Here is a 23,654-nt window from a genome sequence, read left to right as displayed (position 1 = left end):
CCTCTGTGACAGTCAGGAAACGCCGGGCTGAAACTTTTGCGGCGGAGCGCAGATTCTGCCGTCTGAGAACGGGCAAAGAAAAACGCCCGACCAATGGCCGGGCGTCTGGTCAGTTTTGCGGCAGGATCAGAAGGACAATTCGCGGTCGCCCGCGGTGTCAATGATCCGGCTGGGCAGGCCCATGGTGTTCAGAAGGTTGATGAAGGGCTTCGGGTCCAGCTCTTCGGCATTGACCATGGTGCCCACATCCCACGTCCCGTCCGCAATCAGCAGGGCCGCGGCAACGGGGGGCACACCGGCGGTATAGCTGATGCCCTGCGCGCCGACCTCTTCGTACGCCTCACGATGGTCAGCGACGTTGTAGATCGTCAGTTCGACCGGCTGGCCGTCCTTCTGGCCGCGCACCACATCTGCGATGCAGGTCTTGCCGGAATAGCCGGGCGCAAGGCTGGCCGGATCGGGCAGCACCGCCTTGACCACCTTCAGCGGCACGACCGTCTGCCCCTCGGCCGTGGTGACGGGCTTTTCGGACAGGAGGCCAAGGTTCTTCAGCACGGTGAAGACGTTGATATAGTGATCGCCAAAGCCCATCCAGAACCGCACATCCGCCTGAGGATAGCGCGCGGACAGAGAATGCACCTCGTCATGTCCGGTCAGATAGGCCTTCTGGTCGCCCACCACGGGCAGGGTCCAGGTCTGGCCCACCTCGAACATGCGGTTTTCCTGCCAGCCACCGTTCTGCCAGCTGTAGACCGTGCCGGTGAATTCGCGGAAATTGATCTCGGGGTCGAAGTTGGTGGCGAAATACTTGCCGTGGCTGCCGGCGTTGATGTCCACGATGTCGATACTGTCGATTCGGTCCAGCATCCCTTCGGCCACCCGGGCCCAGACGTTCACCACGCCGGGGTCGAACCCGATGCCAAGCACCGCCGTCACGCCCGCCGCGGCGCAACGCTCGCGCCGCTTCCATTCGTAATTGCCATACCACGGCGGCGTTTCGCAGATCTTGGCCGGGTCTTCGTGAATGGCGGTGTCCATATAGGCGGCGCCCGTCTCGATACAGGCCTCCAGCACATACATGTTCACGAAGGCCGACCCGACGTTGATCACGATCTGCGCGCCGGTCTGCCGGATCAGCGCGGCCACCTCGCTGGTGGAGGTCGCATCCACCGCATGCGCCTCGAACACGCCCTCGGTCTTCATCGCGCCTTTGGCATGCACCGATGCGATAATCGCCTCGGCCTTGGTCTTGGTGCGGCTGGCGATATGCAGATCGCCCAAGGCGTCATTGTGCTGGGCGGCCTTGTGCGCCACGACCTGCGCCACGCCGCCAGCGCCAATGATCAGAACATTGCGTTTCATGGAACCGCCTCCTCAGAATTGCGGGGAAGGGGGGACTGCCTCAGCCAAGGCTGTCCCGGTAATCGGCATAGCCGAATTCGCGCGCGACGGTCAGGCTGCCGTCCAGCTCTTTCACCACGATCGACGGCATTTTCACGCCGTTGAACCAGTTCTTCTTGACCATCGTATAGCCCGCGGCATCGGCAATCGACAGCCGGTCGCCGATCTGCAGCGGCGCGGGGAAGCTGAATTCCCCGAACACATCGCCCGCAAGACAGGATTTGCCGCAGATCATATAGGGATGATCGCCCGCGGTTTCGATCTTGCCGGGTTGGCGGTAGATCAGCAGGTCCAGCATATGCGCCTCGACGCTGCTGTCGACGATGGCCAGATCCTTGCCGTTCGACAGCACGTCCAGCACGGTCACCTCAAGGCTGGCCGCATTCGTGATCGCGGCCTCGCCCGGTTCCAGATAGACCTGCACGCCGAAGCGGTCCTGAAACGCCCGCAGGCGCCGGGCCAGATCCTGCACCGGATAGCCTTCGCCGGTGAAATGGATGCCGCCGCCAAGGCTGACCCATTTCAGCCGGCGCAGAAGCCCGCCGAATTCCTCTTCGATCCGGCTCAACTGCCGGTCGAACAGGCCGAAATCGGCGTTTTCGCAATTGTAATGGATCATGAAGCCGGAAATCCGGTCCATGACACGCTCTATCTTCGCCTGATCCCATTCGCCCAGCCGGCTGAACGGGCGGGCGGGGTCGGCCAGATCAAAGCCGCTGGTCGAAAACCGCGGGTTCAGCCGCAGCCCGCGCGCGATATGGGCGCTGGCATTGTCGAACCGCTCCAGCTGGCTGATCGAGTTGAAGATGATCTTGTCGGCATAGCCCACGGCCTCTTCGATCTCATGATCGGCCCAGCCTACCGAATAGGCGTGGGTCTCCTTGCCGAACTTTTCACGGCCGAGGCGGAGTTCGTAGAGGCTGGAAGAGGTCGTGCCGTCCATATGGTCGGCCATCTGGCCGAAGACCGGCCATGTGGCAAAGCACTTCAGGGCCAGCAGCACCTTCGCGCCCGAAGCCTCGCGCAGCTCATCCATGATGGCCATGTTGCGGGCCAGTTTGGCACGGTCGATCAGGTAGAACGGCGTCTGGATCATCGAAAATCCCCCCAAGGGCGGCAAAGGGACAGGAACGCGGGTATTTAGGACCCCCACCCCCCCTGTGCAAGCGGGAATGCGGGCAAAGCGCAACAGGGGTGTGACAGTCGGGATCTGGTTAGCCTTGGACTAATCCTGTCGCAGGAAGAAATACATTTCTCCAAAGCTCGGTCTTCCATAAATCTTGGCAGGCATCACAACGGAGGCGTTCAGGCCATGCAGGATGTGGAAACCCTGATCATCGGTGGCGGACAGGCCGGGCTGGCCATGTCGGCCCATCTGAAAAAGCACGGCCGCCCGCATCTGGTGCTGGAACGCGACCGGATCGCCGAAAAGTGGCGCACCGGCCGCTGGGATTCGCTGGTGGCGAATGGCCCGGCCTGGCACGACCGCTTTCCCGATCAAACCTTTGAAGGGGTGGATCCTTTCGCCTTTGCGACCAAGGACCGGATCGTTCAGTATTTCGAGGACTTCGCCCGCCGGATCGACGCACCTATCCGCACCGGCGTGACGGTGACCCGGCTGGTGCAGGATGGCGCGGGGTTTCTGGCGGAAACCACCGATGGCCCGATCCGCGCGCGGAATGTGGTCTCGGCCACCGGCCCGTTCCAGAAGCCGGTGATCCCTGCGGTGATTCCCGCCGATGCCGGGGTGATGCAGATCCACTCCGCCGCCTATCGCAACCCGGACCAGATGCCCGAAGGCGGCGTTCTGGTGGTGGGGGCCGGGTCGTCCGGCGTGCAGATCGCGGATGAGCTTTTGCGCGCGGGCCGCAAGGTCTGGCTGTCGGTCGGGCCGCATGACCGGCCGCCGATCCGCTATCGCGGACGGGATTTCGTCTGGTGGCTGGGCGTTTTGGGCAAATGGGATGCCAAGGCCCCGAACCCGGGGACTGAGCATATCACCATCGCCGTCTCTGGCGCGCATGGCGGGCGGACAGTGGATTTCCGCGAGCTCGCAACGCGGGGGATGCAGCTGGTCGGGCGCACGGAAAGCTGGGACAGCGGCACGTTGCGCTTTGCACCCGATCTGGAGGCCAATATCGCCGCGGGGGATGCGAATTACCTGTCGGTGCTGGATGAAGCCGACGCATACCTTGCAGCCAACGGGATCGACCTGCCCGAGGAGCCTTCGGCGCGGCAGATTGGCCCGATGCCGGATGCGGCGCTGAATCCGGTGTTGTCGCTGGACCTGAAGGCAGCGGGGATCGGATCGGTCATCTGGGCCACCGGCTATGCGCTGGATTATGGCTGGCTGCAGATCGACACCTTCGACGACCGTGGCCGCCCGCGGCATGACAGGGGCGTGTCACAGGTGCCGGGCCTGTATTTCGTCGGCCAGTCCTATCTGTCCTGCCGCGCCTCCGCCTTCATCTGGGGGGTATGGCGCGATGCGGCCCATCTGGCGGGTCACATCGCCGGGCGCTAGATCATGCGGATGGTTTCCTTGCCCACGGCCAGCATATAGCCGCGGCGGGCAATGGTCTTGACCAGCAACTCGCTGACCAGCTGGTTGCCAAGGGCGTCGCGCAGCCGTTTCACGCGCGTGGCGCCCGCGGCCTCATCACAATCCGCCTCGTTCCGGCCGGAGATCACCGCCTCGATCTGGGCGCCGGTCAGCACGTCGTCATCCATCCGCGCCTCGGCCAGAACGGCCAGGGTTTCCAGCGCCGCCTCGGTCAGCTGGAATTCCAGATCGTTGATATAGACCGCCCGCGCCTCGCGGCTGATCATCAGGCTGGCCACCTGAATGCCGCTGCGCTGGATGGCCGAGATGCGCTTGTTCAGCACGATGATGGTGACAAGGAACACCAGCGCGGCAATCAGCAACGCGCTGGAAAACACCAGAAGCACGAAGATCACCATGCGGTAGCTGGTCAGCACCTCTGAGAAAGAGGTGCCGGATTGCGCCAGAATCTCCAGCAATTTGATGTCCGTGCCGGATCGCAGATCGTTGTTTTCAACGAATATGCGTTCCACCCGCGCATTGAACGCATTGGCGTCCGGCAGGTTCAGGAACAAAAGCAGCGCCGCCAAGAACAGGATCACCACGATGGCGGCGATCCCGAAGGCCACCACGCGGTTGCCCTGCTTCAGACTGTCAGAAACGGAGGAAATAGGCCCCGGCACTTCCCTTCCTTTCTTCAAGTCCCTCGGGCCCGAAAGTGGACAGGACATTCAACAATGTCCAGCCCTGCGCCTGAAGACGCGGCGCCAGCTCGCCCGCGGCCGCACCGGGGCTGCAATTGCCGTCCGAGATCTGCGCCACACCATAATGTAGCTGCAGGGGATTGTCCTTCTTGGCCTTGTAGTCCGCATAGCATTCCGCCGCTGCCGGTCCTGCAAGAACCAGCGCCAGCACGGCGGCAAGGGTCGTCCTGATCATTTCCGTCTCCTCTGGGGGAGGCTGCCCGATGCACCCAATCTGCGCTGGCTTCCGCCGATATTCAATAACGCAGGGGGCGGCAGGCCGCTGCTATCGCATAGCAGCCGGGGGCTGCGGCTTGGCTATGGGCTGACGCGGCCGCGATATTGCCTGTCCTGCCGGACCGGGCCGAGGCTGGTCCCACAGCGCCGCCAGTGCCCGGGACCGGGTGGGTGGCTGTCCACAGAACAACAGGAGGCATCCATGCAAAACCCGCGCATCCTTCCCGCCGCCCGTATCCTCCGGGCCGAGACCGCCACCACTGGCCGCCGCTTTGCCGCAGGTCTGACCGCGGGCGCCGCGGCGCTGGCGCTGGTTCTGGCGGCGGCGATTCCCGCCCCCGCCCGTGCCGACAGCGATGATCTGGCCAAGGCGCTGATCGGGGCGCTGGTGGTGGGCGCGATCATCCATGAGACGAAGAAGAAGGACAAACCCGCCCCCGCCCCGGCGCCCGAGCCGGTGAAGAAGCCGCGCGGCCAGCGCATTCCGGCCTATTGCGCCATCTCGATCGACGGGGCGCGCAACAATGTGACGCTCTATCCCGAAAGCTGCCTGCGCGACGAAGGCGTCCGGGGTGAGCTGCCGCGTGATTGCGCCAGCCGGGCCACGATCTTTGGTGAGCGGGACCGGGTGTATGGCGAGGATTGTCTGGCCCGGGCGGGATTCATCCTGCCGGGGGACCGCCGGTACTGAACCCTATTGCCCGGGTGGCTTGGTGCCCGGGCAGTGGCGCGCGGCCGGAACCGGCGCGTGCCGCAGACTGGGGCGGGGGGATCGAGCAGCCCCCGCCCCTTTTTCTTTGGGTTATTGCCCGGCCACCAGCCCCGCCAGTGCGTCGTAATGGCTGAAGGCGGCCTGCTGCGGCAGCGCCTCCACCGGGGTTTTGCGATAGCCTTCGGTATAGAGCAGGAACGGCACCCCGGCGGCGACGGCGGTTTCGGCATCCACCTCGCTGTCACCCACATAGATGGCGGGGCCGCCGCCAAGTTCCGCGATCACATGGTGCAGCGGGGCGGGATCGGGCTTCAGCACCGGCAGGCGCCCGCCGCCCAGAACCGCACCGAACAGCCCGGTCAGACCCAGCTGGTCCAAGATGACCCGCGCGGCCGATTCGGGCTTGTTGGTGCAGAGGCCCAGCGGATGCCCTGCCGCCCGCAGCGCCTGCAAGGCCGCCACCACGCCGGGATAAATCACCGTGCGGGAGGAACTGTCGGCGGTATAGGCCGCCAGCACGTCCGCGGTCAGCCGTTCGTGCTGCGATTCTTCCACCCCCCGCGCGGCCATGGCGCGCGTCACCAGCGTGGGCAGGCCGTTCCCCACGAAAGAGGTGACGGTGGGCAGATCGAAGGCCGCCAGCCCCTCGGCCGTGAAGACGCCGTTCAGCGCGGCCTGAATATCGGGAACCGAATCGATCAGCGTTCCGTCCAGATCGAAAATGACCGGCTTCAAAGTGCTCCCTCCGCCGCGGCACGGATCGCGCGAATATTGGCGCCATAAGGCGCGGGGTTCGTGACCGAGCCGCCCTTGAACACCGCCGATCCCGCCACCAGAACATCGGCCCCCGCCGCGGCGACCAGAGGTGCGGTTTCCACCGTCACGCCGCCGTCAATCTCGATATGGATGGGCCGGTCCCCGATCAAAGCGCGCAGGCGGCGCACCTTGTCCACCTGGCTTTCAATGAACTTCTGCCCGCCGAAGCCCGGGTTCACCGTCATCACGCAGACCAGATCCAGCATATCCAGCAGATTTTCCACCCCGTCCAGCCCGGTGCCGGGGTTGATGGCCAGCCCCGCCTTGGCCCCCGCGCCGCGGATGGCCTGCAAGGTGCGGTGGATATGCGGCCCCGCCTCCAGATGGGCGGTGATGACATCGGCCCCCGCCTTGGCAAAGGCGTCGATATAGGGATCGACCGGCGCAATCATCAGATGCACATCCATCACCCCCTTGATATGCGGCCGGATCGCCGCGCAGGTGGCCGGGCCGAAGGTGATGTTCGGCACGAAATGCCCGTCCATCACATCGACATGCACCCAATCGGCGCCCTCTGCCTCGATCGCGCGGCATTCGGCCCCGAAATTGGCGAAATCCGCCGACAGGATCGACGGGGCAATCTTGATCGCGCGTGAGAAGCTCATGGCTCGGGCCTTTCCGGGCTGGAATGATGTATCTGTTCCGCCCTGTTTTGCATCGGTTGCGCGCAAAAGTCTTGCCCCTTGGCGATCCGTGCGCCATCTGGCCGCATGATGCGCCCGGTTCCCGATTTCAGCTTTGAAGCCGCCGCCCTGTTGCAGGGCGCCACCTTTGTCGTCGGGGTGGATGAGGTGGGGCGCGGACCGCTGGCCGGGCCGGTCACCGCTGCCGCCGTCCGGCTGGACCCCGACAACATTCCGCCCGGGCTGGCCGACAGCAAGACCCTGACCGCCGCCCGGCGCGAAGCCCTGTCCGCGTGGCTGCTGGCCCATGCGCAGGTGGCCATCGCCCATGCCTCGGTGCAGGAGATTGACGAGCTGAACATCCTGCGCGCCAGCCATCTGGCGATGGAGCGGGCCGTGGCCGCGCTTGGCGCCGATCATGCGCTGATCGACGGCAATCTGATTCCCCGCAGCCTGACCTGCCGGGCCGAGGCTTTGGTGAAGGGTGACGCGCGCTGCCTGTCCATCGCGGCGGCCTCGATCGTGGCGAAAGTGGCACGTGATCGGCTCATGGTGGATTTGGCGCAACAGCACCCCGGCTACGGCTGGGAGAAGAACGCCGGATACCCGACCAAGGCCCATCTGGAGGCGCTTCTAAATCTTGGGGTGACCCCCGCGCATAGGCGTTCCTTCGCCCCCGTCCACAACATCTTGTATCAAGATAAATCCTTAACACGTTGATTCAAAAAAGAAATTGACGACGAATCGCCTCTGACTCATCTTATTCGCACATGACGGCACACAAGAGGCCGCGGGGCAGAGGCAAAGATGACGACAAAAAAGACCGCGGAGGCACCGGCGCTTCCGCTGAACCAGATCCTTTCGGGTGACTGCATCGAAGCGATGGAAAGCCTGCCTGCGGGCTCGGTCGACCTGATTTTCGCCGACCCTCCCTATAATCTGCAACTGAAGGGCGAGCTGCACCGCCCGGACAATTCCCGCGTCGATGCGGTGGATGATCACTGGGACCAGTTCTCCAGCTTTGCCTCCTACGACGAATTCACCCGCCGCTGGCTGGCCGCCGCCCGCCGCCTGCTGAAACCGAATGGCGCGATCTGGGTGATCGGCTCCTATCACAACGTGTTCCGGCTGGGGGCTGAGCTGCAGAATCAGGGCTACTGGATCCTGAACGATGTGGTCTGGCGCAAATCGAACCCGATGCCCAACTTCCGCGGCAAGCGCCTGACCAATGCGCATGAAACGCTGATCTGGGCCTCGCGCGGGGAAGGTGCCAAATACACCTTCAACTATGAGGCGCTGAAGGCGCTGAATGACGGCGTTCAGATGCGGTCGGACTGGGTGATCCCGATCTGCACCGGGCATGAGCGGCTGAAGGACGATCAGGGCGACAAGGCCCATCCGACCCAAAAGCCCGAGGCGCTGCTGCACCGGGTGATCGTCGCCACCACCAATCCGGGCGATGTGGTCCTTGACCCGTTCTTCGGCACCGGCACCACCGGCGCGGTGGCCAAGATGCTGGGCCGCGATTTCATCGGGATCGAGCGCGAGGAAAGCTACCGCAAGGCCGCGACCGAGCGGCTGGCCCGCATCCGCAAATATGATGCCTCCGCGCTGGAGGTCACCGGATCGAAGCGCGCCGAGCCCCGCGTGCCCTTCGGTCAGGTCGTGGAACGCGGCATGCTGCGCCCGGGGGAAGAGCTGTTCTCCGTCGGCAACCGCTTCAAGGCCAAGGTGCGCGCCGATGGCACGCTGATCGGCAATGATGTGAAAGGCTCCATCCATCAGGTCGGCGCCGCCTATGAAGGCGCGCCTTCCTGCAACGGCTGGACCTACTGGCACTTCAGGCGCGACGGCAAAATGATCCCGATCGACATCCTGCGCCAGCAGATCCGTGCCGAGATGGAGGCCGAGGCCGCGCGCCCGAACTGAGGCCGCGCCCTGTTCCGAACCCCGTAATCGCACGCCTGCGCCCCGGACCGCCCGGGGTGCCACTGCCCCGCCATGTTCGCATGGCGGGGCCTTTTGCGTTCCGCCCAGTCTGGACGCTCAGCCCGGATTCCGTCTGGCCGCGCTCAGACCGTCCGCCCGCGGGCAATCCGCAGGAACTGGGCCAGCCGCGACGCGCCCGCCGCCTTGCGCGGACGGTGCCATGTCTCGCGCCCTTCGCGGGCGATGCGCAGGAAGGCCTTGACCCTTCCGCCGCTGGTGGTCTGCCGCTTGTCCGCCAGATGTCTGCTCATGTCATCCTCCTTCGGTTGCGAGGGAGGGTCAGACTACCACGCCGCGCCGTCCGGCCCCACCCCGTTGTCCTGCACCTGCGAAAGACGGCCGATGGCCCAGGCCGCGGCTTCGGCCACGGTGGAATCGTCATCGCCCAGCAGGGCCGCGGCCGAAGGCAGCAATGCCGGCAGGCCGGAGTTGCCGATGGCATAAAGCACATTGCGCACCAGACGGTTGCGGCCGATCCGCTTGATCGGGCTGCCCGCGAACCGCGCGCGAAAGGCCGCGTCATCCAGCGCCGCCAGATCGGCCAGTTCCGGCGCACCGACGCGCGGCTGATAGCCGATCTCCTTCGCAGCCGCGGCAAACTTGTTCCACGGACAGGCGGCCAGACAATCGTCGCAGCCATAGATGCGATTCCCCATCAGGGCGCGCAGTTCCGGCTCCACCGGCCCGTGATGCTCGATCGTCAGATAGGAAATGCAGCGCCGCGCATCCAGCTGGTAAGGCGCCGGAAAAGCCCCGGTGGGGCAGGCGTCCAGACAGGCGGTGCAACTGCCGCAATGGCTGATCTCCGGCGCGTCCTTCGGCAGGTCCAAAGTGGTGAAGATCGCGCCCAGAAAGAACCAGCTGCCCAGATCCCGCGCCAGCAGGTTGGTGTGCTTGCCCTGCCAGCCCAGGCCCGCCGCCTCGGCCAGCGGTTTTTCCATCACCGGGGCGGTATCGACGAAGACCTTGATCCCGGCGCCTTCAGGGGCCTGATCCAGAAGCCAGCGCCCCAGCCGCTTCAGCCGCCGCTTCACCAGATCGTGGTAATCCTTGCCCTGGGCATAGACGCTGATCGCCGCCCGGTCCGGGCAGGCCAGCACGTCGCGCGGGTCGGCTTCGGGCGTATAGACCTCGGCCAGCATGATGACCGACCGCGCCTCGGGCCACAGCGCGGCCGCATTGCCGCGCCAGTGCTCCCGCTCCGCCATCCAGCCCATCTGGCCGTGATGCCCCGCTGCCAGAAACGCCCGCAGCCGTTCCGCCGTGCCCGGCACCGCATCGGGCGCGCAGATGCCCAGCTTGGAGAAGCCTTCCTCCAGTGCCCGCGCGGTCAGCCGGTCCTTCAGCACCCCTGCCCCATTCATACTGGCACAAATATCCTCTGGGGGTCCGGGGGGCGAAGCGCCCCCGGCGCAACCGTCCTCAGAAATCAAGGTCCGCATAATGCGCCGGCGGCGGCAGGCCCGGCACCTGATCGGCCAGCAGCGGCCGGAAACTGGGCCGCGACTTGATCTTGGCATACCAGTCCTTGATCACCCCGTGGCGGTTCCAGTCGACATCCGAGGTGTAATCCAGACAGGACAGGTGCGAGGCGGCGGTGAAATCGGCCAGCGTCATGTCGTTCCCGGCCAGCCAGCGCCGCTGGTCCAGAAGCCAGGCCATGTAATCCAGATGATATTTGATCTTCTGCGCCCCGGACTTGACGTTTCGGCTGTCGGGATAGCCTTCCTTGGTGACCTTCTTGTTCACCCTTTCATACAGCAGCTTGGTCGTCACCTCATGGTGGAACTTGTCGTCGAACCATGAACACAGGCGGCGCACCTCATAGCGGCCGTCGATGTCGCGCGGCATCAGGGGCGGGGTGGGGGCCACCTCTTCCAGAAACTCGCAGATGGCCTGGCTCTCGCTCATCAGCCGGCCCTCCATCCGCAGGACGGGCACCTTGCCCGCCGGGTTGCGGCGCAGGAAGTCGGGCGACTGTTCCCAATAGCGTTCCTCGACCAGCTCGACCTCGATCTTCTTTTCCGCCAGCGTCAGGCGGACCTTGCGGCAAAAGGGAGAGAGGGGAACGTGATACAGTCGGTTCATGGCCATGTCCGTCGGGATAACCCTGCTTACCGCCTGCACCGCCCCGGATTCAATCCCCGCCCGGCTCTAACGGTCGAAACAAGCCGATCGGCCGTCGGCCCGGATCGTCTCGGCCCCGCCGATGATCGACTGCGCCCGCTTGCGCACGAAGTCCGAGGGTTTCGAGGCGCTGCGCCTTTTCGGGTCCGGCAGGATCGCGGCCAGACGTGCGGCCTGCGTGGCGGTCAGATCCTTGGCATCGACGCCAAAGTAATGCTGCGCCGCGGCCTGCACGCCGAAGACGCCCTCGGCGAATTCGGCCACGTTCAGATAGACTTCCAGAATGCGCTGCTTGGACCAGACCAGTTCCACCGCCGGGGTCAGCGCCGCCTCCATCGCCTTGCGCAGCCAGTTGCGGTCCTGCCAGAGGAAGACGTTTTTCACCACCTGCTGGCTGATGGTAGATGCCCCCCGGTTGCCGCCCTGCTCAATGGCCTGCCGGATGGCGGCCATGTCAAAGCCCCAGTGGTTGCAGAAATTCGCATCTTCCGCCGCCACGGCCGACCGGCCCATGACCGGCGCGATCTCATCCCAGGATACCCAGTCCTTGTCGATGCTGCCCAGACGGATGCTTTCCGACAGCTGATACAGGTTGATCGGTGGCGGCACGAAGCTGAACAGCAGGATCAACGCGGCATAGAAGGCCACCATAGCCATAAAGGCGCGGAACACCCACCGGCGTAGCCGGGACAGAAGGGAGGCTCGCCGCGGCACAGGTTTTCCCCCCGGTTTGGCTGCCGTTTTGCCCGCCACCGCCCGCGGCTTTGCCGCCGCCGGTTTGGCAGCGGTCTTGCGGGCCGGTTTCGGCCCCTCGGTCAGGTCGGCATCCTCGAGCATGGGCTGAGCTTAGGCCCCAATCGGGGCCGCCGGTCAAGTGCCGGGCTCATGTGCGGCGCGGTGCCCTATCGGTGCGTGTTGCCGCCCAGTTGCGGCTCTGCCGTGCCCATGGGGGCGGTCCGCTCCAGCACGGCACGCAGCTTCGCCTCGGCCTCGCCCGTCAGCGAGGTCTGGATGATCCGCCCCTTGGCGCGGAAGCCCTCCATCCGGGCCAGAACCTTGTCGGCGGTCATCTTGCGGATGAGCACGGCCACGGCGGACTGTCCGCGGTCCAGTGCCTTTCCGACATCTTTCAGGAAATCGTCGTCGATCCCCACATCGGTCAGCGCGCCGGAAATCGCGCCCGCGCCGGCCCCGGCAGCGGCACCCAGAAGCGGGTTCAGGAAGATCAGCCCGATCAGCGCACCCCAGAATGTGCCGCCCGCCGCGCCCGCCAGCGTCAGGTTGACGGGCTGGTGCAGCTTCACATGGCCGGACTCGTCGCGGGTGATGACGACGGCATCTTCCATCTCGATCAGATAGTCCTTCTGCAACCGCACCAGTTCGGCACGGGCCTCGAAGGCGGTGGCTTCGTCGGCGAAGGCGACGATCACAAGGTCTGACATCTGGACACTCCTGAACATCCGGCCTTCGGGGGCCGGGTTTCCCACAGAATGCCACGGGGTCGATGACGGTTCCCGTGGCCATCGCAAAAGCGTGACCGGCCCGTGTGCCGCCTGTGCGACGGAAGCTCCGATGCCGGCCGTGTCATCCGCGTTGCAGAGGAAAACAAGGAGCAACCCGAATGGCAAGACTTCGTATCGTTCCCGTCACGCTTGTTGCGGCTCTGGCCGCTGCCACCGCTCTGCCCGCGCTGGCACAGGACAGTGCTCCGCCCGCGCCCCGGGCCAAGACGGCCGAGCTGCGGGTGGATTTCGGCGGCGGGCGCAAGGTCGCCATCGACTGCGGCGATGCCGCGCTGGAGGCCTGTATCGCCGCGGCGACACCGCTGATCGACAAAGTGGCCGCCACCCCGGTGGTGGAGGGGAAGGGCGGTTTCCACGGCAAGGGAGAGCGGGGCCACGGCAAAGGGCACGGCAAGGGCGACGGCAAGCGCGGTGGCATGGACACCCCGCCGCCGCCCGCCCCGCCCGCGGAAGAGGGCGCCGTGCCCCCCGTTCCGCCGGAAGGCACTCCGGCCCCCTAATGTCCGGCAGCCCCGGACAGCAAAAGGGCCCCGCGAGGGGCCCTTTTCTTTACTCCGCCGGCACCTTGGCCACGTCGTCCGACAAGGGATGCGCCAGATGCGGCAGCATCTCTTTCGGGCAGACCTGCAGGAAGTTCCGCTTCTCGACCGGCCAGTCGTTCAGGATCTTCGCCGCGACGCGCGATCCGGTCTCGGCCAGGTGCCGTTCGATCAGACCCTTCACCTGTGCCTCCCAATGGGCGTGGCCCAGACCGCAGACCAGCAGGCTTTCGGGGTTGATCATGTCTTCGGCGGTGGCGTCGGGGTCGTAGACATAGGCCATGCCGCCCGTCATCCCCGCGCCGAAGTTCGCGCCGATCTTGCCAAGGATCACCGCCACGCCGCCGGTCATGTATTCGCAGCCGTTCGACCCGCAGCCTTCGACCACCACCGTCGCGCCCGAGTTGCGGACGGCAAAGCGTTCGCCCGCCCGGCCGCTGGCGAACAGGAACCCGTCGGTCGCACCATAAAGCACGGTGTTGCCGATGATCGTGTTCTCTTCCGCCTTCAGCGGCGAGGACATCAGCGGGCGCACCGTGATGGTGCCGCCCGACAGGCCCTTGCCGACATAGTCGTTGGCGTCGCCCTGCACTTCGATCTTCAGGCCGTTGACCGCAAAGGCGCCCAGCGACTGCCCGGCGTTGCCGGTCAGTTTCACCGTCAGATGGTCGGGCTGAAGGTTGTTCTTCATCCCGAACTTCTTGACGATATGGCTGGCCGACCGCGTGCCGATGGTCCGGCTGGTGTTCCGCACGGCATAGCTGAGCTGCATCTTCTCGCCATCTTCAAAGAAGCGGTGGCCGTCCTTGATGATCTCGGCGTCCAGCGTGTCCGGCACGGCGTTGCGTGGCTTCGACCGGTCATAGGTGATGCGGTGCATCCCGTCGACGGTGATCAGCAGCGGGTTCAGGTCCAGATCGTCCAGATCGGCATGGCCGCGGCTGATCTGGGTCAGGAGATCGGCCCGCCCGATGATCTCATCCAAGCTGCGCGCGCCGATGGAGGCGAGGATTTCCCGCACTTCCTGCGCGTAGAAGGTGATCAGGTTCACCACCTTGTCGGCGCTGCCGGTGAACTTGGCCCGCAGCGCGGTGTCCTGCGTGCAGACGCCCACCGGGCAGGTGTTCGACTGGCACTGGCGCACCATGATGCAGCCCATGGCGATCAGCGCCGCGGTACCGATGCCGTATTCTTCGGCCCCGAACATCGCCGCCATGACGATATCCCGGCCCGTGCGCAGCCCGCCGTCGGTGCGCAGGGTCACCCGCTCGCGCAGGTTGTTCATCGCCAGAACCTGATGCGCCTCGGTCAGGCCCATCTCCCACGGCAGACCCGCGTATTTGATCGAGGTGCCGGGGCTGGCCCCGGTGCCGCCATTGTGGCCCGAGATCAGGATGATGTCGGCCTTGGCCTTGGCCACGCCCGCCGCGATGGTGCCGACCCCGCTGGCCGAGACCAGCTTGACCGTCACCTTGCAGCGCGGGTTGATCTGCTTCAGGTCATAGATCAGCTGGGCAAGGTCTTCGATCGAATAGATGTCGTGGTGCGGCGGGGGGCTGATAAGCGTCACGCCCTTGGTCGAATGCCGCAGCCGCGCGATCAGATCGGTGACCTTCATGCCGGGCAGCTGGCCGCCTTCGCCGGGCTTGGCGCCCTGGGCGACCTTGATCTCCAGCTCCTCGCAGGCGTTCAGATATTCCGCCGTCACGCCGAACCGGCCCGAGGCCACTTGCTTGATCTTGGCGCAGGGGTTGTCGCCGTTCGGGAACGGGTGCTGGTGGACCGGGTCTTCACCGCCCTCGCCCGAGTCGGATTTGGCGCCGATCCGGTTCATGGCGATGTTCAGCGTCATATGCGCCTCGGGCGACAGCGCGCCCAGAGACATGCCCGGCGTCACGAACCGCTTGCGGATCGAGGTGATCGACTCGACCTCTTCAATCGGGACCGGCTTGCCCAGAGGCTTGATGTCCAGCAGGTCGCGCAGATGGATCGGAGGGTTGGCCCGCATCGCCGCGGAATAGGTCTTCCACAGGTCATAGGACGCCCGGTCACAGGCCGCCTGCAGCATGTGCATCGTCTGCGCTTCCCAGGCGTGCTTTTCGCCGGACCGCCGCGCCTTGTAGAAGCCGCCGATGGGCAGCACATCTGCGCCGCCGCGCCAGCCGCGGGCGTGGACTTCCTCCAGCTTCGCCTCGATCCCGTGCAGGCCGATGCCGGAAATCCGGCTGTGCATGCCCGGGAAGAATTCGGCCACCATGGCGCGCGACAGGCCGACCGCTTCGAAGTTCAGGCCGCCGCGATAGGACGAGATGACGGAAATCCCCATCTTCGCCATGATCTTCAGCAGACCCGCGTCGATGGCGTCGCGGTAGCGGCGCATCGCATCGGTCAGGCTGCCGTCCAGCAGGCCGCGGTTGATCCGGTCGGCGATGGAATCCTGCGCCAGATAGGGGTTCACCGTGGTCGCGCCGCAGCCGATCAACACCGCAAAGTAATGCGGGTCGATGCATTCCGCGGAACGCACGTTGATCGAGCAGAAGGTCCGCAGCCCCTTGCGCGTCAGCCACGAATGGACCGCCGAGGTGGCAAGGATCATCGGCATGCCGACCTTTTCGGCGCCCTGATGTTCGTCGGTCAGGATCAGCTGGCCCGCGCCGGAACGCACGGCATCCTCAGCCTCTGCCCGGATGCGCTCCAGCGCCTGACGCAGATCGTCATGGCTGGGTCCCACCGGGAAGGTGCAGTCGATGAAGGCGACCTGTTCGCCGAACCGCTTCACCAGTGCGTCGAATTCGGCATTGGCCAGGAACGGGCTTTCCAGAACGAGGATCTCGGTCTGGTTGGAGCTTTCGTCCAGCACGTTCTTCAGGTTGCCGAAGCGCGTCTTCAGCGACATCACCCGGCCTTCGCGCAAGGAGTCGATGGGCGGGTTCGTCACCTGGCTGAAGTTCTGGCGGAAGTAATGCGACAGCGGACGATAGACCTTGGACAGCACCGCAGGCGGCGTGTCGTCGCCCATCGAGGCGATCATTTCCTTGCCGTCCTCGGCCATGGGGGCCAGAACCTGCTCCAGCTCCTCGACCGTGTAGCCGGCGGCAATCTGCCGCTTGCGCAGTTCGGCCCCCGTATGGACGGCGCGTTCCGGCACATCGCGCAGAAGCGCGTTCAGATCGGTGACCTTCTCGATCCATTCGCCATAGGGGTTGGCGGCGGCGAGTTTGTCCTTGATCTCGGTGTCGTGGTACAGCTTGCCGTTCGCCATATCGACGGCGATCAGCTGCCCCGGCCCAAGCGCGCCCTTTTCGCGCACGGTCATCTCATCGACCGGCACCATGCCCGCTTCAGAGCCTGCGATCAGCATGCCGTCGCCGGTGACGACATAGCGCATCGGGCGCAACCCGTTGCGGTCCAGCCCGCCGCAGACCCAGCGGCCGTCGGTCATCGCCAGCGCGGCCGGGCCGTCCCACGGCTCCATGACCGAGTTGCAGTAGGAATACATGTCTGCCCAGGCCTTGGGCATATTGGCCGTCTGCTTCGACCAGGCTTCGGGCACCAGCATGGTCTTGGCCATGGGCGCGCTGCGGCCAGACCGCACCAGCGCCTCGAACACGGCGTCCAGCGCGCCCGAGTCCGACGTGCCACCCGGGATGATCGGCTTGATATCCTCGGCCATCTCGCCGAACGCGGACGAGGCCATGCGGATCTCATGGCTCTTCATCCAGTTGACGTTGCCCTTCAGCGTGTTGATCTCGCCGTTGTGGGCCAGCATGCGGAAGGGCTGCGCCAGCCACCATTGCGGGAAGGTGTTGGTGGAATAGCGCTGGTGATAGATGGCGAAGGCGCTTTCGAACCGTTCATCCTGCAGGTCGGGGTAGAAGACGCTGACCTGCTCGGCCAGCATCATGCCCTTGTAGATGATGGACCGGCAGGACAGGCTGCACAGATAGCAGCCCGAGATTCCGGCCGCGGTCACCGCCTTCTCGATCCGGCGGCGGATGATGTAGAGCTCGCGCTCGAACTGCTCCTGATCGATGTCCTTTTCGCAACGGATCAGGATCTGCTCGATCTCGGGACGGGTGGCATTGGCCTTCTCGCCCAGCACGGAAATGTCCACCGGGACGTGCCGCCAGCCATAGATGTAATGGCCCATGCGCAGCACTTCGGATTCCACGATGGTCCGGCAGCGCTCCTGCGCGGCGAAATCTGTCCGCGGCAGGAAGACCTGTCCCACGGCGATCAGCTTGTTCGGGTCCGGCTCGTGCCCGGTGCGGCGCACCACGTCATAGAAAAAGCGGACGGGAATCTGGATATGGATGCCGGCACCGTCGCCGGTCTTGCCATCGGCATCCACCGCGCCCCGGTGCCAGATGGCGCGCAGGGCGTTGATGCCGTTCTCCACCACCTTGCGCGAGGGCTTGCCCGAGATCGACACGACCAGACCCACGCCGCAGGACGAATGTTCGTCCTCCTGCTTGTACAGCCCGTTCGCATCCAGCCAGGCGCGCTTTTCTTCTTCGGCCCTTGCCCAGGCTTCATCATACTTGGTCATGGCTCACTCCTCTTGGGCTGGCGCAGGAAGCATCGCAAGAAACTCGGCTTCCGTAATCTGTTTGGTGGGACCGGCGAAGGCGAATGCCTCGGGTTTGCAGTCGATGTAGATTTCATTGGCAAGCGTGATGCCGGACAGGTCATCCAGCAGGCCCGCGGCCATGTAATAATCGGTCGGCGCGCCGGGCGCGGTCAGCCGATACCAGAGCGTGGTGCCGCAGGTGCCGCAGAAACACCGCTCCGCCCAGTCGGACGAGGTATAGGCGCGCACGGCGTCACCGCCGGTGATGGTCATATCCGCCTCTGGCACGTCCAGCGTGACGAAGGCCACGCCGGTCCAGCGGCGGCACATGCTGCAATGGCAGGCGTTCAGATGCGGGGCCGGATTGGCGACGGTCACCTGCACCGCGCCGCACAGGCATTGGCCGTGACGTTCAGTTGCCATGGGACACCTGAGGGGCAGATACGGGCCGGGCAGATGCAGGCCAGACCGACATGGGAAGCTCCGCCGAGGCGGTCAGCGCGTCACAATCATAAAGCGGCTGCGTCGCGGCAAAGCCCTTTTCACCCGGAAATGCGAAATCCACCGGGCTGCCGTCGATGGGCAGCCACTGGCCATCGCCCAGATCGGTCTGGCCCGGTCCGGCAAAGAACAGGCGCATGTCGCGGCTGATGTATTCATGCCCGCGCGCGCGGCGCAGCACGATGCCGAAATCGTCGGTTTCGGTAAAGTCGAACTCGGTCTCTTCCAGCGCCACCCCGTCGATGGTGACCTTGCGCCCGGTCAGCCGGTCGAACCCGTTCACCTTGGTGTGCGATCCGTCGTCCGAGGACAGTTCGAAGACGAAAGTATCCAGCCCGGTGGCCAGCAGTTCACTGAACGAGGCCGGATCTTCCGGATTGGCATCCAGCGTCTGGCGCACGGTGGGGTTCAGGTTGAAACTCTCGATCCATTCGGTTTCCGAATTGATGCGGGACCGGAAGTAGATGCCTTCCTGATCGAAATCCGCGCGCCACTGATCGCCCGCGGCATCGGCGGTGCAGGTGTAATGGTTCGACACCCGGCACCCGCGCGACTGCACGGTCAGGAACACCTCGCAGCCTTCGGGCGCGGTCCAGGTGCCCGAAAGGGCAGGGGCGGCCAGCGCCGGAAGCGCCAGTATTGCGGCGGAAAGGGCAAGACCAGTGCGCATCTTCATTCATCCTTCAGCCAAAGTCGGCGGAGAAGCCGGTCCAGCGGGACCGGCCATCCGGTGGGGGTGCGGACCTATTCCGCCGCAACCGCGCCCGATTGGGCAAGGTAGTCCATGATCGCATCGGCGGCTTCGCGCCCGTCGCGGATGGCCCAGACCACAAGGCTGGCGCCGCGCACGATGTCGCCCGCGGCATAGACGCCGGGAAGGCTGGTCGCATGGGTGCGGAAATCGGCCTTGATCGTGCCCCAGCGGGTGACGGATAGTTCTTCCACACCCCAGAGCTTGGGCAGGTCTTCCGGTTCGAAGCCAAGGGCCTGCACCACCAGATCGGCCGGCTCGACATAGTCCGCGCCCTCGATCACTTCGGGCGACTGACGGCCGCTGGAATCGGGCGCGCCAAGGCGCATCTTCTGCACCATCACGCCTTCGACCGCAGTGCCGCCCGAGAACCCTTTGGGCGCCGACAGCCAGACGAATTCCACGCCCTCTTCCTCGGCGTTCTGCACCTCGCGCTGCGAGCCGGGCATGTTGGCGCGGTCGCGGCGGTAGAGGCATTTCACCGAGGTGGCGCCCTGACGGATGGCGGTGCGGACGCAGTCCATCGCCGTATCGCCACCGCCGATGACGACGACGCGCTTGCCTTCGGCATTCAGCGTGCCGTTCTGAAACTCCTCGACCTCATCCCCGAACGAGAGCTTGTTCGAGACGGTCAGATAGTCCAGCGCACGAACGATGCCCGCAGCGCCAGAGCCGGGGGCCTCGATCTCGCGGATCTTGTAGACGCCGGTGGCGATCAGAACGGCATCATGACGGCCGCGGATCGCGTCAAAGGTCAGGTCTTCGCCCACGGTGCAGTTCAGTACGAACTGAACGCCCGCCGCTTCCAGCTGTTCGATCCGGCGCATGACCACGGGCTTTTCCAGCTTGAAGCCGGGGATGCCATAGGTCAGCAGGCCGCCTGCGCGGTCATAGCGGTCATAGACCGTGACCTGCACGCCCGCGCGGCGCAGACGGTCCGCGGCGGCCAGCCCGCCGGGGCCCGCGCCGATGATGCCGACCGATTCTGCACGTTCGATGGCGGGGGTGCCGGGCTTGACCCAACCCTCTTCCCACGCCGTATCGGTGATGTATTTTTCGACCGCGCCGATGGTCACGGTGCCGTGGCCGGATTGTTCGATCACGCAATTGCCTTCGCACAGGCGGTCCTGCGGGCAGATGCGGCCGCAGATTTCCGGGAAGGTGTTGGTGGCCTGGCTGATCTCCCACGCTTCCTGCAACCGGCCCTCGGCCGTCAGGCGGAGCCAGTCCGGGATGTTGTTGTGCAGCGGGCAATGCGCCTGGCAATAGGGCACGCCGCATTGGCTGCAGCGGCTGGATTGCTCGGCCGCTTTCTGCGCCGCGAATTCACGGTAGATCTCGTCGAAATCCTGCTTGCGCGAGGAGGCGTCCCGCTTTTCGGGCATCTGCTTCCCGACGGTGACGAATTTCAGCATCTTTTGCGTGGCCATGGCTGCGCGCCCCTTTGCAGGTCCCGGGTGCGTCTTCCTAGCGTTGAACGCTGCGGATGAAAAGTCAATTGTGCTGACCTAATTATCGGTTTCTGAGCCGCCGTTGCAGAAAATCCGACGGCTTTCATGAAAATTAGGTCAGCACAGGTTCCGTATCATCTCAGAACCCCAGCAAAAGCGCGGTCAGAGCGGCGGTGCCCACGATGATTCGCCACCAGCCGAATACGGCATAGCCATGGCGGCCAACGTAACCCAGCACCCACCGCACCACCAGAATCGCGGTCAGGAAGGCCACGGCAAAGCCCACGGCAATCTCGGTCATTGCCCCGAAATCAAGCAGATCGCGGTTCTTGAACAGATCATAGGCAACCGCGGCCATCATGGTGGGCAGGGAAAGCAGGAAGGAAAACTCGGCCGCGGCGCGCTTTTCCACGCCCATCAGCAGGGCACCCACGATGGTGGCGCCCGACCGCGACACGCCCGGCACCATGGCCAGACACTGACAGAAGCCAATGGCCAGCGATTTCCCCAGGGGCAGGGCCAGCGCATCGGTGTGCTTGGGCTGTTTGGGCGCGATCCGGTCCACGAAAAGCAGGATGATGCCGCCCAGAATCAGCATGACCGCAATCAGCATCGGGGTTTCGAACAGCACATTCTTGATGAAGCCGTGCAGGGCCAGCCCGATAAAGACCGCGGGCAGGAAGGCCAGCGTCACCGAAACGATGGCCCGCCGGGCCCAGTCTTCGGTGCGCGCCGCCAGAAACAGCCGCGTCACCTTCACCGCATAGACCGAGATCAGCGCAAGGATGGCACCCAGCTGGATCACCACCTCAAAGGTGCGGCCGGCCGAGTTGAAGCCAAGGAAATGCCCCGCCAGCAAAAGGTGCCCGGTCGAGGAGACGGGGATGAACTCGGTCAGCCCCTCCAGAAGTCCGAGAAGGGCCGCCGTGATCGTCGTGTCCAAGGGTTACGCCTTCTTCAGGTTCTTGGCCGAATCCTTGATGGCCGCGAACTGGCCCGACGGGCGGTAGGGCCACAGATACTCCGGCAGCACCGCTTCGATCGTGGTGGGCGTGATGCCCAGATCGGTCAGACCCTTCGCACCGCGGGCCACGGTGTTGTCATCGGCCAGCATGGTGATCTGATCGCGGGTGATCAGCTTGTTCTTCAGAAGGCCCATCGTGACCGCTTCGGCCATGTCCAGCAGAAAGGCCGGAATGCGCATCAGGAAGGCCGGCACGCCCAGCACCAGCCGGCGGCGCTGGATCGTGGACAGCATGCGGTGCATGGCCTCCTTCAGGCTCAGCACCTCGGGACCGCCCAGCTCATAGATCCCGGGGCTGGCCGTGCCGGTGATCGCGGCAACAGCGGCCTCGGCCACGTCATCGACATAGACCGGCTGCAGCTTGGTTCCGGCATGCGGCAGCGGCAGAACCGGGAACAGACGGGCCAGCGAGGCGAATTTGTTGAAGAACCCGTCGCCCGATCCGAAGATGACCGAAGGGCGCAGGATCACTGCCGCGGGGAAGGCTGCCAGAACCGCGGCCTCGCCCTCGCCCTTGGTGCGGGCGTAATTGGCCGGGCTTTCGGCATTGGCGCCGATGGCCGACAGATGGACCAGCGTTTCCACGCCCTCGGCCGCGGCCAGCCGGGCGACGCGGCCCGCGCCTTCGGCCTGCACGGCATCGAAATTGTTCTTGCCGAAACGGTCGAAGGTGCCCACGCAGTTCACCACCGCATCGGCCCCGCGCAGGGCCGCGCGCACGCTGGCGTCATCCCGGATGTTGCACAGCACCGGCTCCACCTGGCCCGGGGCGCCGTAGGGCTTGACGAACAGCGCCTCATTCGGGCGGCGGACGGCGACACGGACGCGCCAGCCGAGTTTGGCCATGCGGCGGGCGATGTAGCGGCCGACAAAGCCCGAACCGCCGTAGATTGTGACCAGCTTGCTCATGCGGAAAACCCCTTCGCGGGCCAAAGTCTCTTGTTGCTTCAATAGCCCCGGCACCGCGGTGCAGCAAGACCAAAGGGCAGTGCGGAAATTTCGCCGCAACCTGTTTTCGGCGTGTTGACTTCCCCATTTGCCCCCGCTAAACCCCGCCGCACTGAAGCGTGCCCAGATGGCGGAATTGGTAGACGCACTGGTTTCAGGTACCAGCGCTGCAAGGCGTGGAGGTTCGAGTCCTCTTCTGGGCACCATTACTTCAAGAAAAGCCGCGTGATCCCAACGGATTACGCGGCTTTCTTCTTTGCCAATCCCCCTTTGTATCCCCCTTCCGGCCCGAGCCTGCCCTCAAGGGCTGTCTATCAACCTGCTCGCCGGGACGCCGAAGGCGCGGGCGATCTTCCAGATGTTGTCCAGCGAGATGTTCTGCTCGGACCGCTCCACTGCGCTGAGGTAGGTCCGGTTCAGCCCGGCCTCCGCCGCGAGGTGCTCTTGCGACCAGCCCCGTTCAGCCCGCATCAGCCGCATGTTGCGGGCGAGGGTGTCGCGGAGGGGGCTTTTTTCGGTGCGCTTCACACCTCAGTCTATTGAGGCTTGCCGGTTTTAAGGCGACCTGTTTTAACATACATTCCGCAGCGCACCGGGTGCGCAAAGCCTGAACGAGGAACGAATGTCCAAACCTGAGCTAAGTCTGGTCGCAGTTTTCTTCTGCGCCTTTGTCGCTACGTCTGCCGGAGGGCAAACCACGCCTGCGGACGACAAAGCCTTGTGGAATGCCGCCTGTGCGCAGGTAGGTGAAGTCGCCCTGAGTATCATCCGGCTCCGGCAGGATGATGTGCCAATGTCCACCATGATGAAGCGCCTGGATGAAACAGTCGGCGCGAAGCAGGACGAGCATTCAAAACGTTACGCGGAGTTCCTTCGCGGATTGGTTATGAAGGCTTACGCCGGACCGGTCTACAGAACGGAGGAGCTTCGGAAGGCGACCATTGCGGAGTTCCGCAACGAGGCCGAACTGGCCTGCTATGCAGGCGGTATCTGAGGCGGTGATCGCTGCGGGAAAAGTCCCTCACAGTTGAAGCAATAACACCGCTGCTTCTCGCGGCACGCCGGGAACCACTCTTTAACCATTTCCATCCGATATTCCGTCTATGTTCTTGCGCGTGGTGACTCCTGACATCATAGTGTCAGGAAAATTCCCAGAG

At 64.9% G+C, this 23,654-nt stretch carries 24 protein-coding genes and 1 tRNA gene; 7 read left to right on the top strand and 18 right to left on the bottom strand.

The window, feature by feature from the left end:
• Positions 1–126: 126 nt before the first annotated feature.
• Entirely contained in the window at positions 127–1,362 is a 1,236-nt protein-coding gene (locus ACO2Q5_RS04090; protein ID WP_423288327.1) for a saccharopine dehydrogenase NADP-binding domain-containing protein, read from the bottom strand.
• Between the two features lie 40 nt (positions 1,363–1,402).
• The gene (locus tag ACO2Q5_RS04085) at positions 1,403–2,497 is read right to left on the bottom strand and encodes a carboxynorspermidine decarboxylase (protein WP_423288326.1); all 1,095 of its coding nucleotides are present in this window, start codon (positions 2,495–2,497) and stop codon (positions 1,403–1,405) included.
• Between the two features lie 216 nt (positions 2,498–2,713).
• Here ACO2Q5_RS04085 and ACO2Q5_RS04080 point away from each other — a divergent pair, with 216 nt between their 5' ends.
• Positions 2,714–3,925: a flavin-containing monooxygenase gene (locus ACO2Q5_RS04080; RefSeq protein WP_423288325.1), complete on the top strand. Its 1,212-nt coding sequence runs from the start codon at positions 2,714–2,716 to the stop codon at positions 3,923–3,925.
• On the opposite strand, the gene ACO2Q5_RS04075 is transcribed toward ACO2Q5_RS04080, so the two are convergent.
• Entirely contained in the window at positions 3,922–4,575 is a 654-nt protein-coding gene (locus tag ACO2Q5_RS04075) for a winged helix-turn-helix domain-containing protein (RefSeq protein WP_423288459.1), read from the bottom strand. The two genes, ACO2Q5_RS04080 and ACO2Q5_RS04075, sit on opposite strands and share 4 nt — an antisense overlap.
• Before the next feature lie 22 nt (positions 4,576–4,597).
• The gene (locus ACO2Q5_RS04070) at positions 4,598–4,882 is read right to left on the bottom strand and encodes a hypothetical protein (protein WP_423288324.1); all 285 of its coding nucleotides are present in this window, start codon (positions 4,880–4,882) and stop codon (positions 4,598–4,600) included.
• 243 nt (positions 4,883–5,125) lie between these two features.
• Here ACO2Q5_RS04070 and ACO2Q5_RS04065 point away from each other — a divergent pair, with 243 nt between their 5' ends.
• Positions 5,126–5,614 (top strand): hypothetical protein, encoded by a 489-nt coding sequence (locus tag ACO2Q5_RS04065; protein WP_423288323.1) that lies wholly within the window; start codon positions 5,126–5,128, stop codon positions 5,612–5,614.
• 111 nt (positions 5,615–5,725) lie between these two features.
• Here the strand turns inward: ACO2Q5_RS04065 and gph are convergent, their stop codons facing one another.
• Both gph and rpe read right to left on the bottom strand, forming a co-directional pair.
• Complete coding sequence (gph, locus tag ACO2Q5_RS04060) at positions 5,726–6,370, bottom strand: phosphoglycolate phosphatase (RefSeq protein ID WP_423288322.1); 645 nt, start codon at positions 6,368–6,370, stop codon at positions 5,726–5,728.
• Positions 6,367–7,056: a ribulose-phosphate 3-epimerase gene (gene rpe / locus ACO2Q5_RS04055; protein WP_423288321.1), complete on the bottom strand. Its 690-nt coding sequence runs from the start codon at positions 7,054–7,056 to the stop codon at positions 6,367–6,369. The genes gph and rpe overlap by 4 nt, the downstream gene beginning before the upstream one ends.
• A 105-nt stretch (positions 7,057–7,161) precedes the next feature.
• Here rpe and ACO2Q5_RS04050 point away from each other — a divergent pair, with 105 nt between their 5' ends.
• On the top strand, positions 7,162–7,794 hold the full coding sequence (locus ACO2Q5_RS04050) for a ribonuclease HII (protein WP_423288320.1): 633 nt from the start codon (positions 7,162–7,164) through the stop codon (positions 7,792–7,794).
• An 87-nt stretch (positions 7,795–7,881) separates the two neighbouring features.
• Entirely contained in the window at positions 7,882–9,003 is a 1,122-nt protein-coding gene (locus ACO2Q5_RS04045; RefSeq protein ID WP_423288319.1) for a site-specific DNA-methyltransferase, read from the top strand.
• Positions 9,004–9,146: 143 nt separating this feature from the next.
• Here the strand turns inward: ACO2Q5_RS04045 and ACO2Q5_RS04040 are convergent, their stop codons facing one another.
• The 5 genes from ACO2Q5_RS04040 to ACO2Q5_RS04020 form a co-directional block, all read right to left on the bottom strand.
• Positions 9,147–9,314 (bottom strand): hypothetical protein, encoded by a 168-nt coding sequence (locus ACO2Q5_RS04040; RefSeq protein WP_423288318.1) that lies wholly within the window; start codon positions 9,312–9,314, stop codon positions 9,147–9,149.
• 33 nt (positions 9,315–9,347) lie between these two features.
• On the bottom strand, positions 9,348–10,427 hold the full coding sequence (queG, locus tag ACO2Q5_RS04035; protein WP_423288317.1) for a tRNA epoxyqueuosine(34) reductase QueG: 1,080 nt from the start codon (positions 10,425–10,427) through the stop codon (positions 9,348–9,350).
• A 58-nt stretch (positions 10,428–10,485) separates the two neighbouring features.
• Positions 10,486–11,151 (bottom strand): glutathione S-transferase family protein, encoded by a 666-nt coding sequence (locus ACO2Q5_RS04030; RefSeq protein ID WP_423288316.1) that lies wholly within the window; start codon positions 11,149–11,151, stop codon positions 10,486–10,488.
• Positions 11,152–11,217: 66 nt separating this feature from the next.
• A complete protein-coding gene (gene mtgA / locus ACO2Q5_RS04025; RefSeq protein ID WP_423288315.1) occupies positions 11,218–12,027 on the bottom strand; it encodes a monofunctional biosynthetic peptidoglycan transglycosylase in 810 nt (269 codons plus the stop codon).
• A gap of 65 nt (positions 12,028–12,092) precedes the next feature.
• The gene (locus tag ACO2Q5_RS04020) at positions 12,093–12,632 is read right to left on the bottom strand and encodes a DUF1269 domain-containing protein (RefSeq protein WP_423288314.1); all 540 of its coding nucleotides are present in this window, start codon (positions 12,630–12,632) and stop codon (positions 12,093–12,095) included.
• 179 nt (positions 12,633–12,811) lie between these two features.
• Between ACO2Q5_RS04020 and ACO2Q5_RS04015 the strand changes: the two genes are divergently transcribed.
• Positions 12,812–13,213: a hypothetical protein gene (locus ACO2Q5_RS04015; RefSeq protein WP_423288313.1), complete on the top strand. Its 402-nt coding sequence runs from the start codon at positions 12,812–12,814 to the stop codon at positions 13,211–13,213.
• Between the two features lie 49 nt (positions 13,214–13,262).
• Here ACO2Q5_RS04015 and gltB read toward each other — a convergent pair whose 3' ends face one another.
• The 6 genes from gltB to ACO2Q5_RS03985 all read right to left on the bottom strand — a co-directional run bounded on the left by gltB (position 13,263) and on the right by ACO2Q5_RS03985 (position 22,458).
• A complete protein-coding gene (gltB, locus tag ACO2Q5_RS04010; protein ID WP_423288312.1) occupies positions 13,263–17,801 on the bottom strand; it encodes a glutamate synthase large subunit in 4,539 nt (1,512 codons plus the stop codon).
• A 3-nt stretch (positions 17,802–17,804) separates the two neighbouring features.
• Positions 17,805–18,245 (bottom strand): GFA family protein, encoded by a 441-nt coding sequence (locus ACO2Q5_RS04005; protein ID WP_423288311.1) that lies wholly within the window; start codon positions 18,243–18,245, stop codon positions 17,805–17,807.
• Positions 18,235–18,993 carry a hypothetical protein gene (locus ACO2Q5_RS04000; RefSeq protein WP_423288310.1) on the bottom strand — a complete coding sequence of 253 codons (759 nt, stop codon included), beginning with the start codon at positions 18,991–18,993 and terminating at the stop codon, positions 18,235–18,237. The genes ACO2Q5_RS04005 and ACO2Q5_RS04000 overlap by 11 nt, the downstream gene beginning before the upstream one ends.
• A gap of 74 nt (positions 18,994–19,067) precedes the next feature.
• Positions 19,068–20,504 carry an NAD(P)-dependent oxidoreductase gene (locus ACO2Q5_RS03995; protein ID WP_423288309.1) on the bottom strand — a complete coding sequence of 479 codons (1,437 nt, stop codon included), beginning with the start codon at positions 20,502–20,504 and terminating at the stop codon, positions 19,068–19,070.
• 160 nt (positions 20,505–20,664) lie between these two features.
• Positions 20,665–21,468: an undecaprenyl-diphosphate phosphatase gene (locus ACO2Q5_RS03990; protein WP_423288308.1), complete on the bottom strand. Its 804-nt coding sequence runs from the start codon at positions 21,466–21,468 to the stop codon at positions 20,665–20,667.
• Positions 21,469–21,471: 3 nt separating this feature from the next.
• Positions 21,472–22,458, bottom strand: a complete 987-nt coding sequence (locus ACO2Q5_RS03985; RefSeq protein ID WP_423288307.1) for a complex I NDUFA9 subunit family protein — start codon at positions 22,456–22,458, stop codon at positions 21,472–21,474.
• A gap of 160 nt (positions 22,459–22,618) precedes the next feature.
• On the opposite strand from ACO2Q5_RS03985, the gene ACO2Q5_RS03980 reads away from it, so the two are divergent.
• A tRNA-Leu gene (locus ACO2Q5_RS03980) sits at positions 22,619–22,703 on the top strand.
• A 94-nt stretch (positions 22,704–22,797) separates the two neighbouring features.
• On the opposite strand, the gene ACO2Q5_RS03975 is transcribed toward ACO2Q5_RS03980, so the two are convergent.
• Positions 22,798–23,025 (bottom strand): helix-turn-helix domain-containing protein, encoded by a 228-nt coding sequence (locus ACO2Q5_RS03975; RefSeq protein WP_423288306.1) that lies wholly within the window; start codon positions 23,023–23,025, stop codon positions 22,798–22,800.
• A gap of 94 nt (positions 23,026–23,119) precedes the next feature.
• Between ACO2Q5_RS03975 and ACO2Q5_RS03970 the strand changes: the two genes are divergently transcribed.
• Positions 23,120–23,491, top strand: a complete 372-nt coding sequence (locus ACO2Q5_RS03970) for a hypothetical protein (protein WP_423288305.1) — start codon at positions 23,120–23,122, stop codon at positions 23,489–23,491.
• Positions 23,492–23,654 lie beyond the last annotated feature (163 nt).

Source organism: Neotabrizicola sp. VNH66, from assembly GCF_049445895.1.
Classification (GTDB): Bacteria; Pseudomonadota; Alphaproteobacteria; order Rhodobacterales; family Rhodobacteraceae; genus Pseudogemmobacter.
This window is presented reverse-complemented; position numbering and strand designations above follow the sequence as displayed.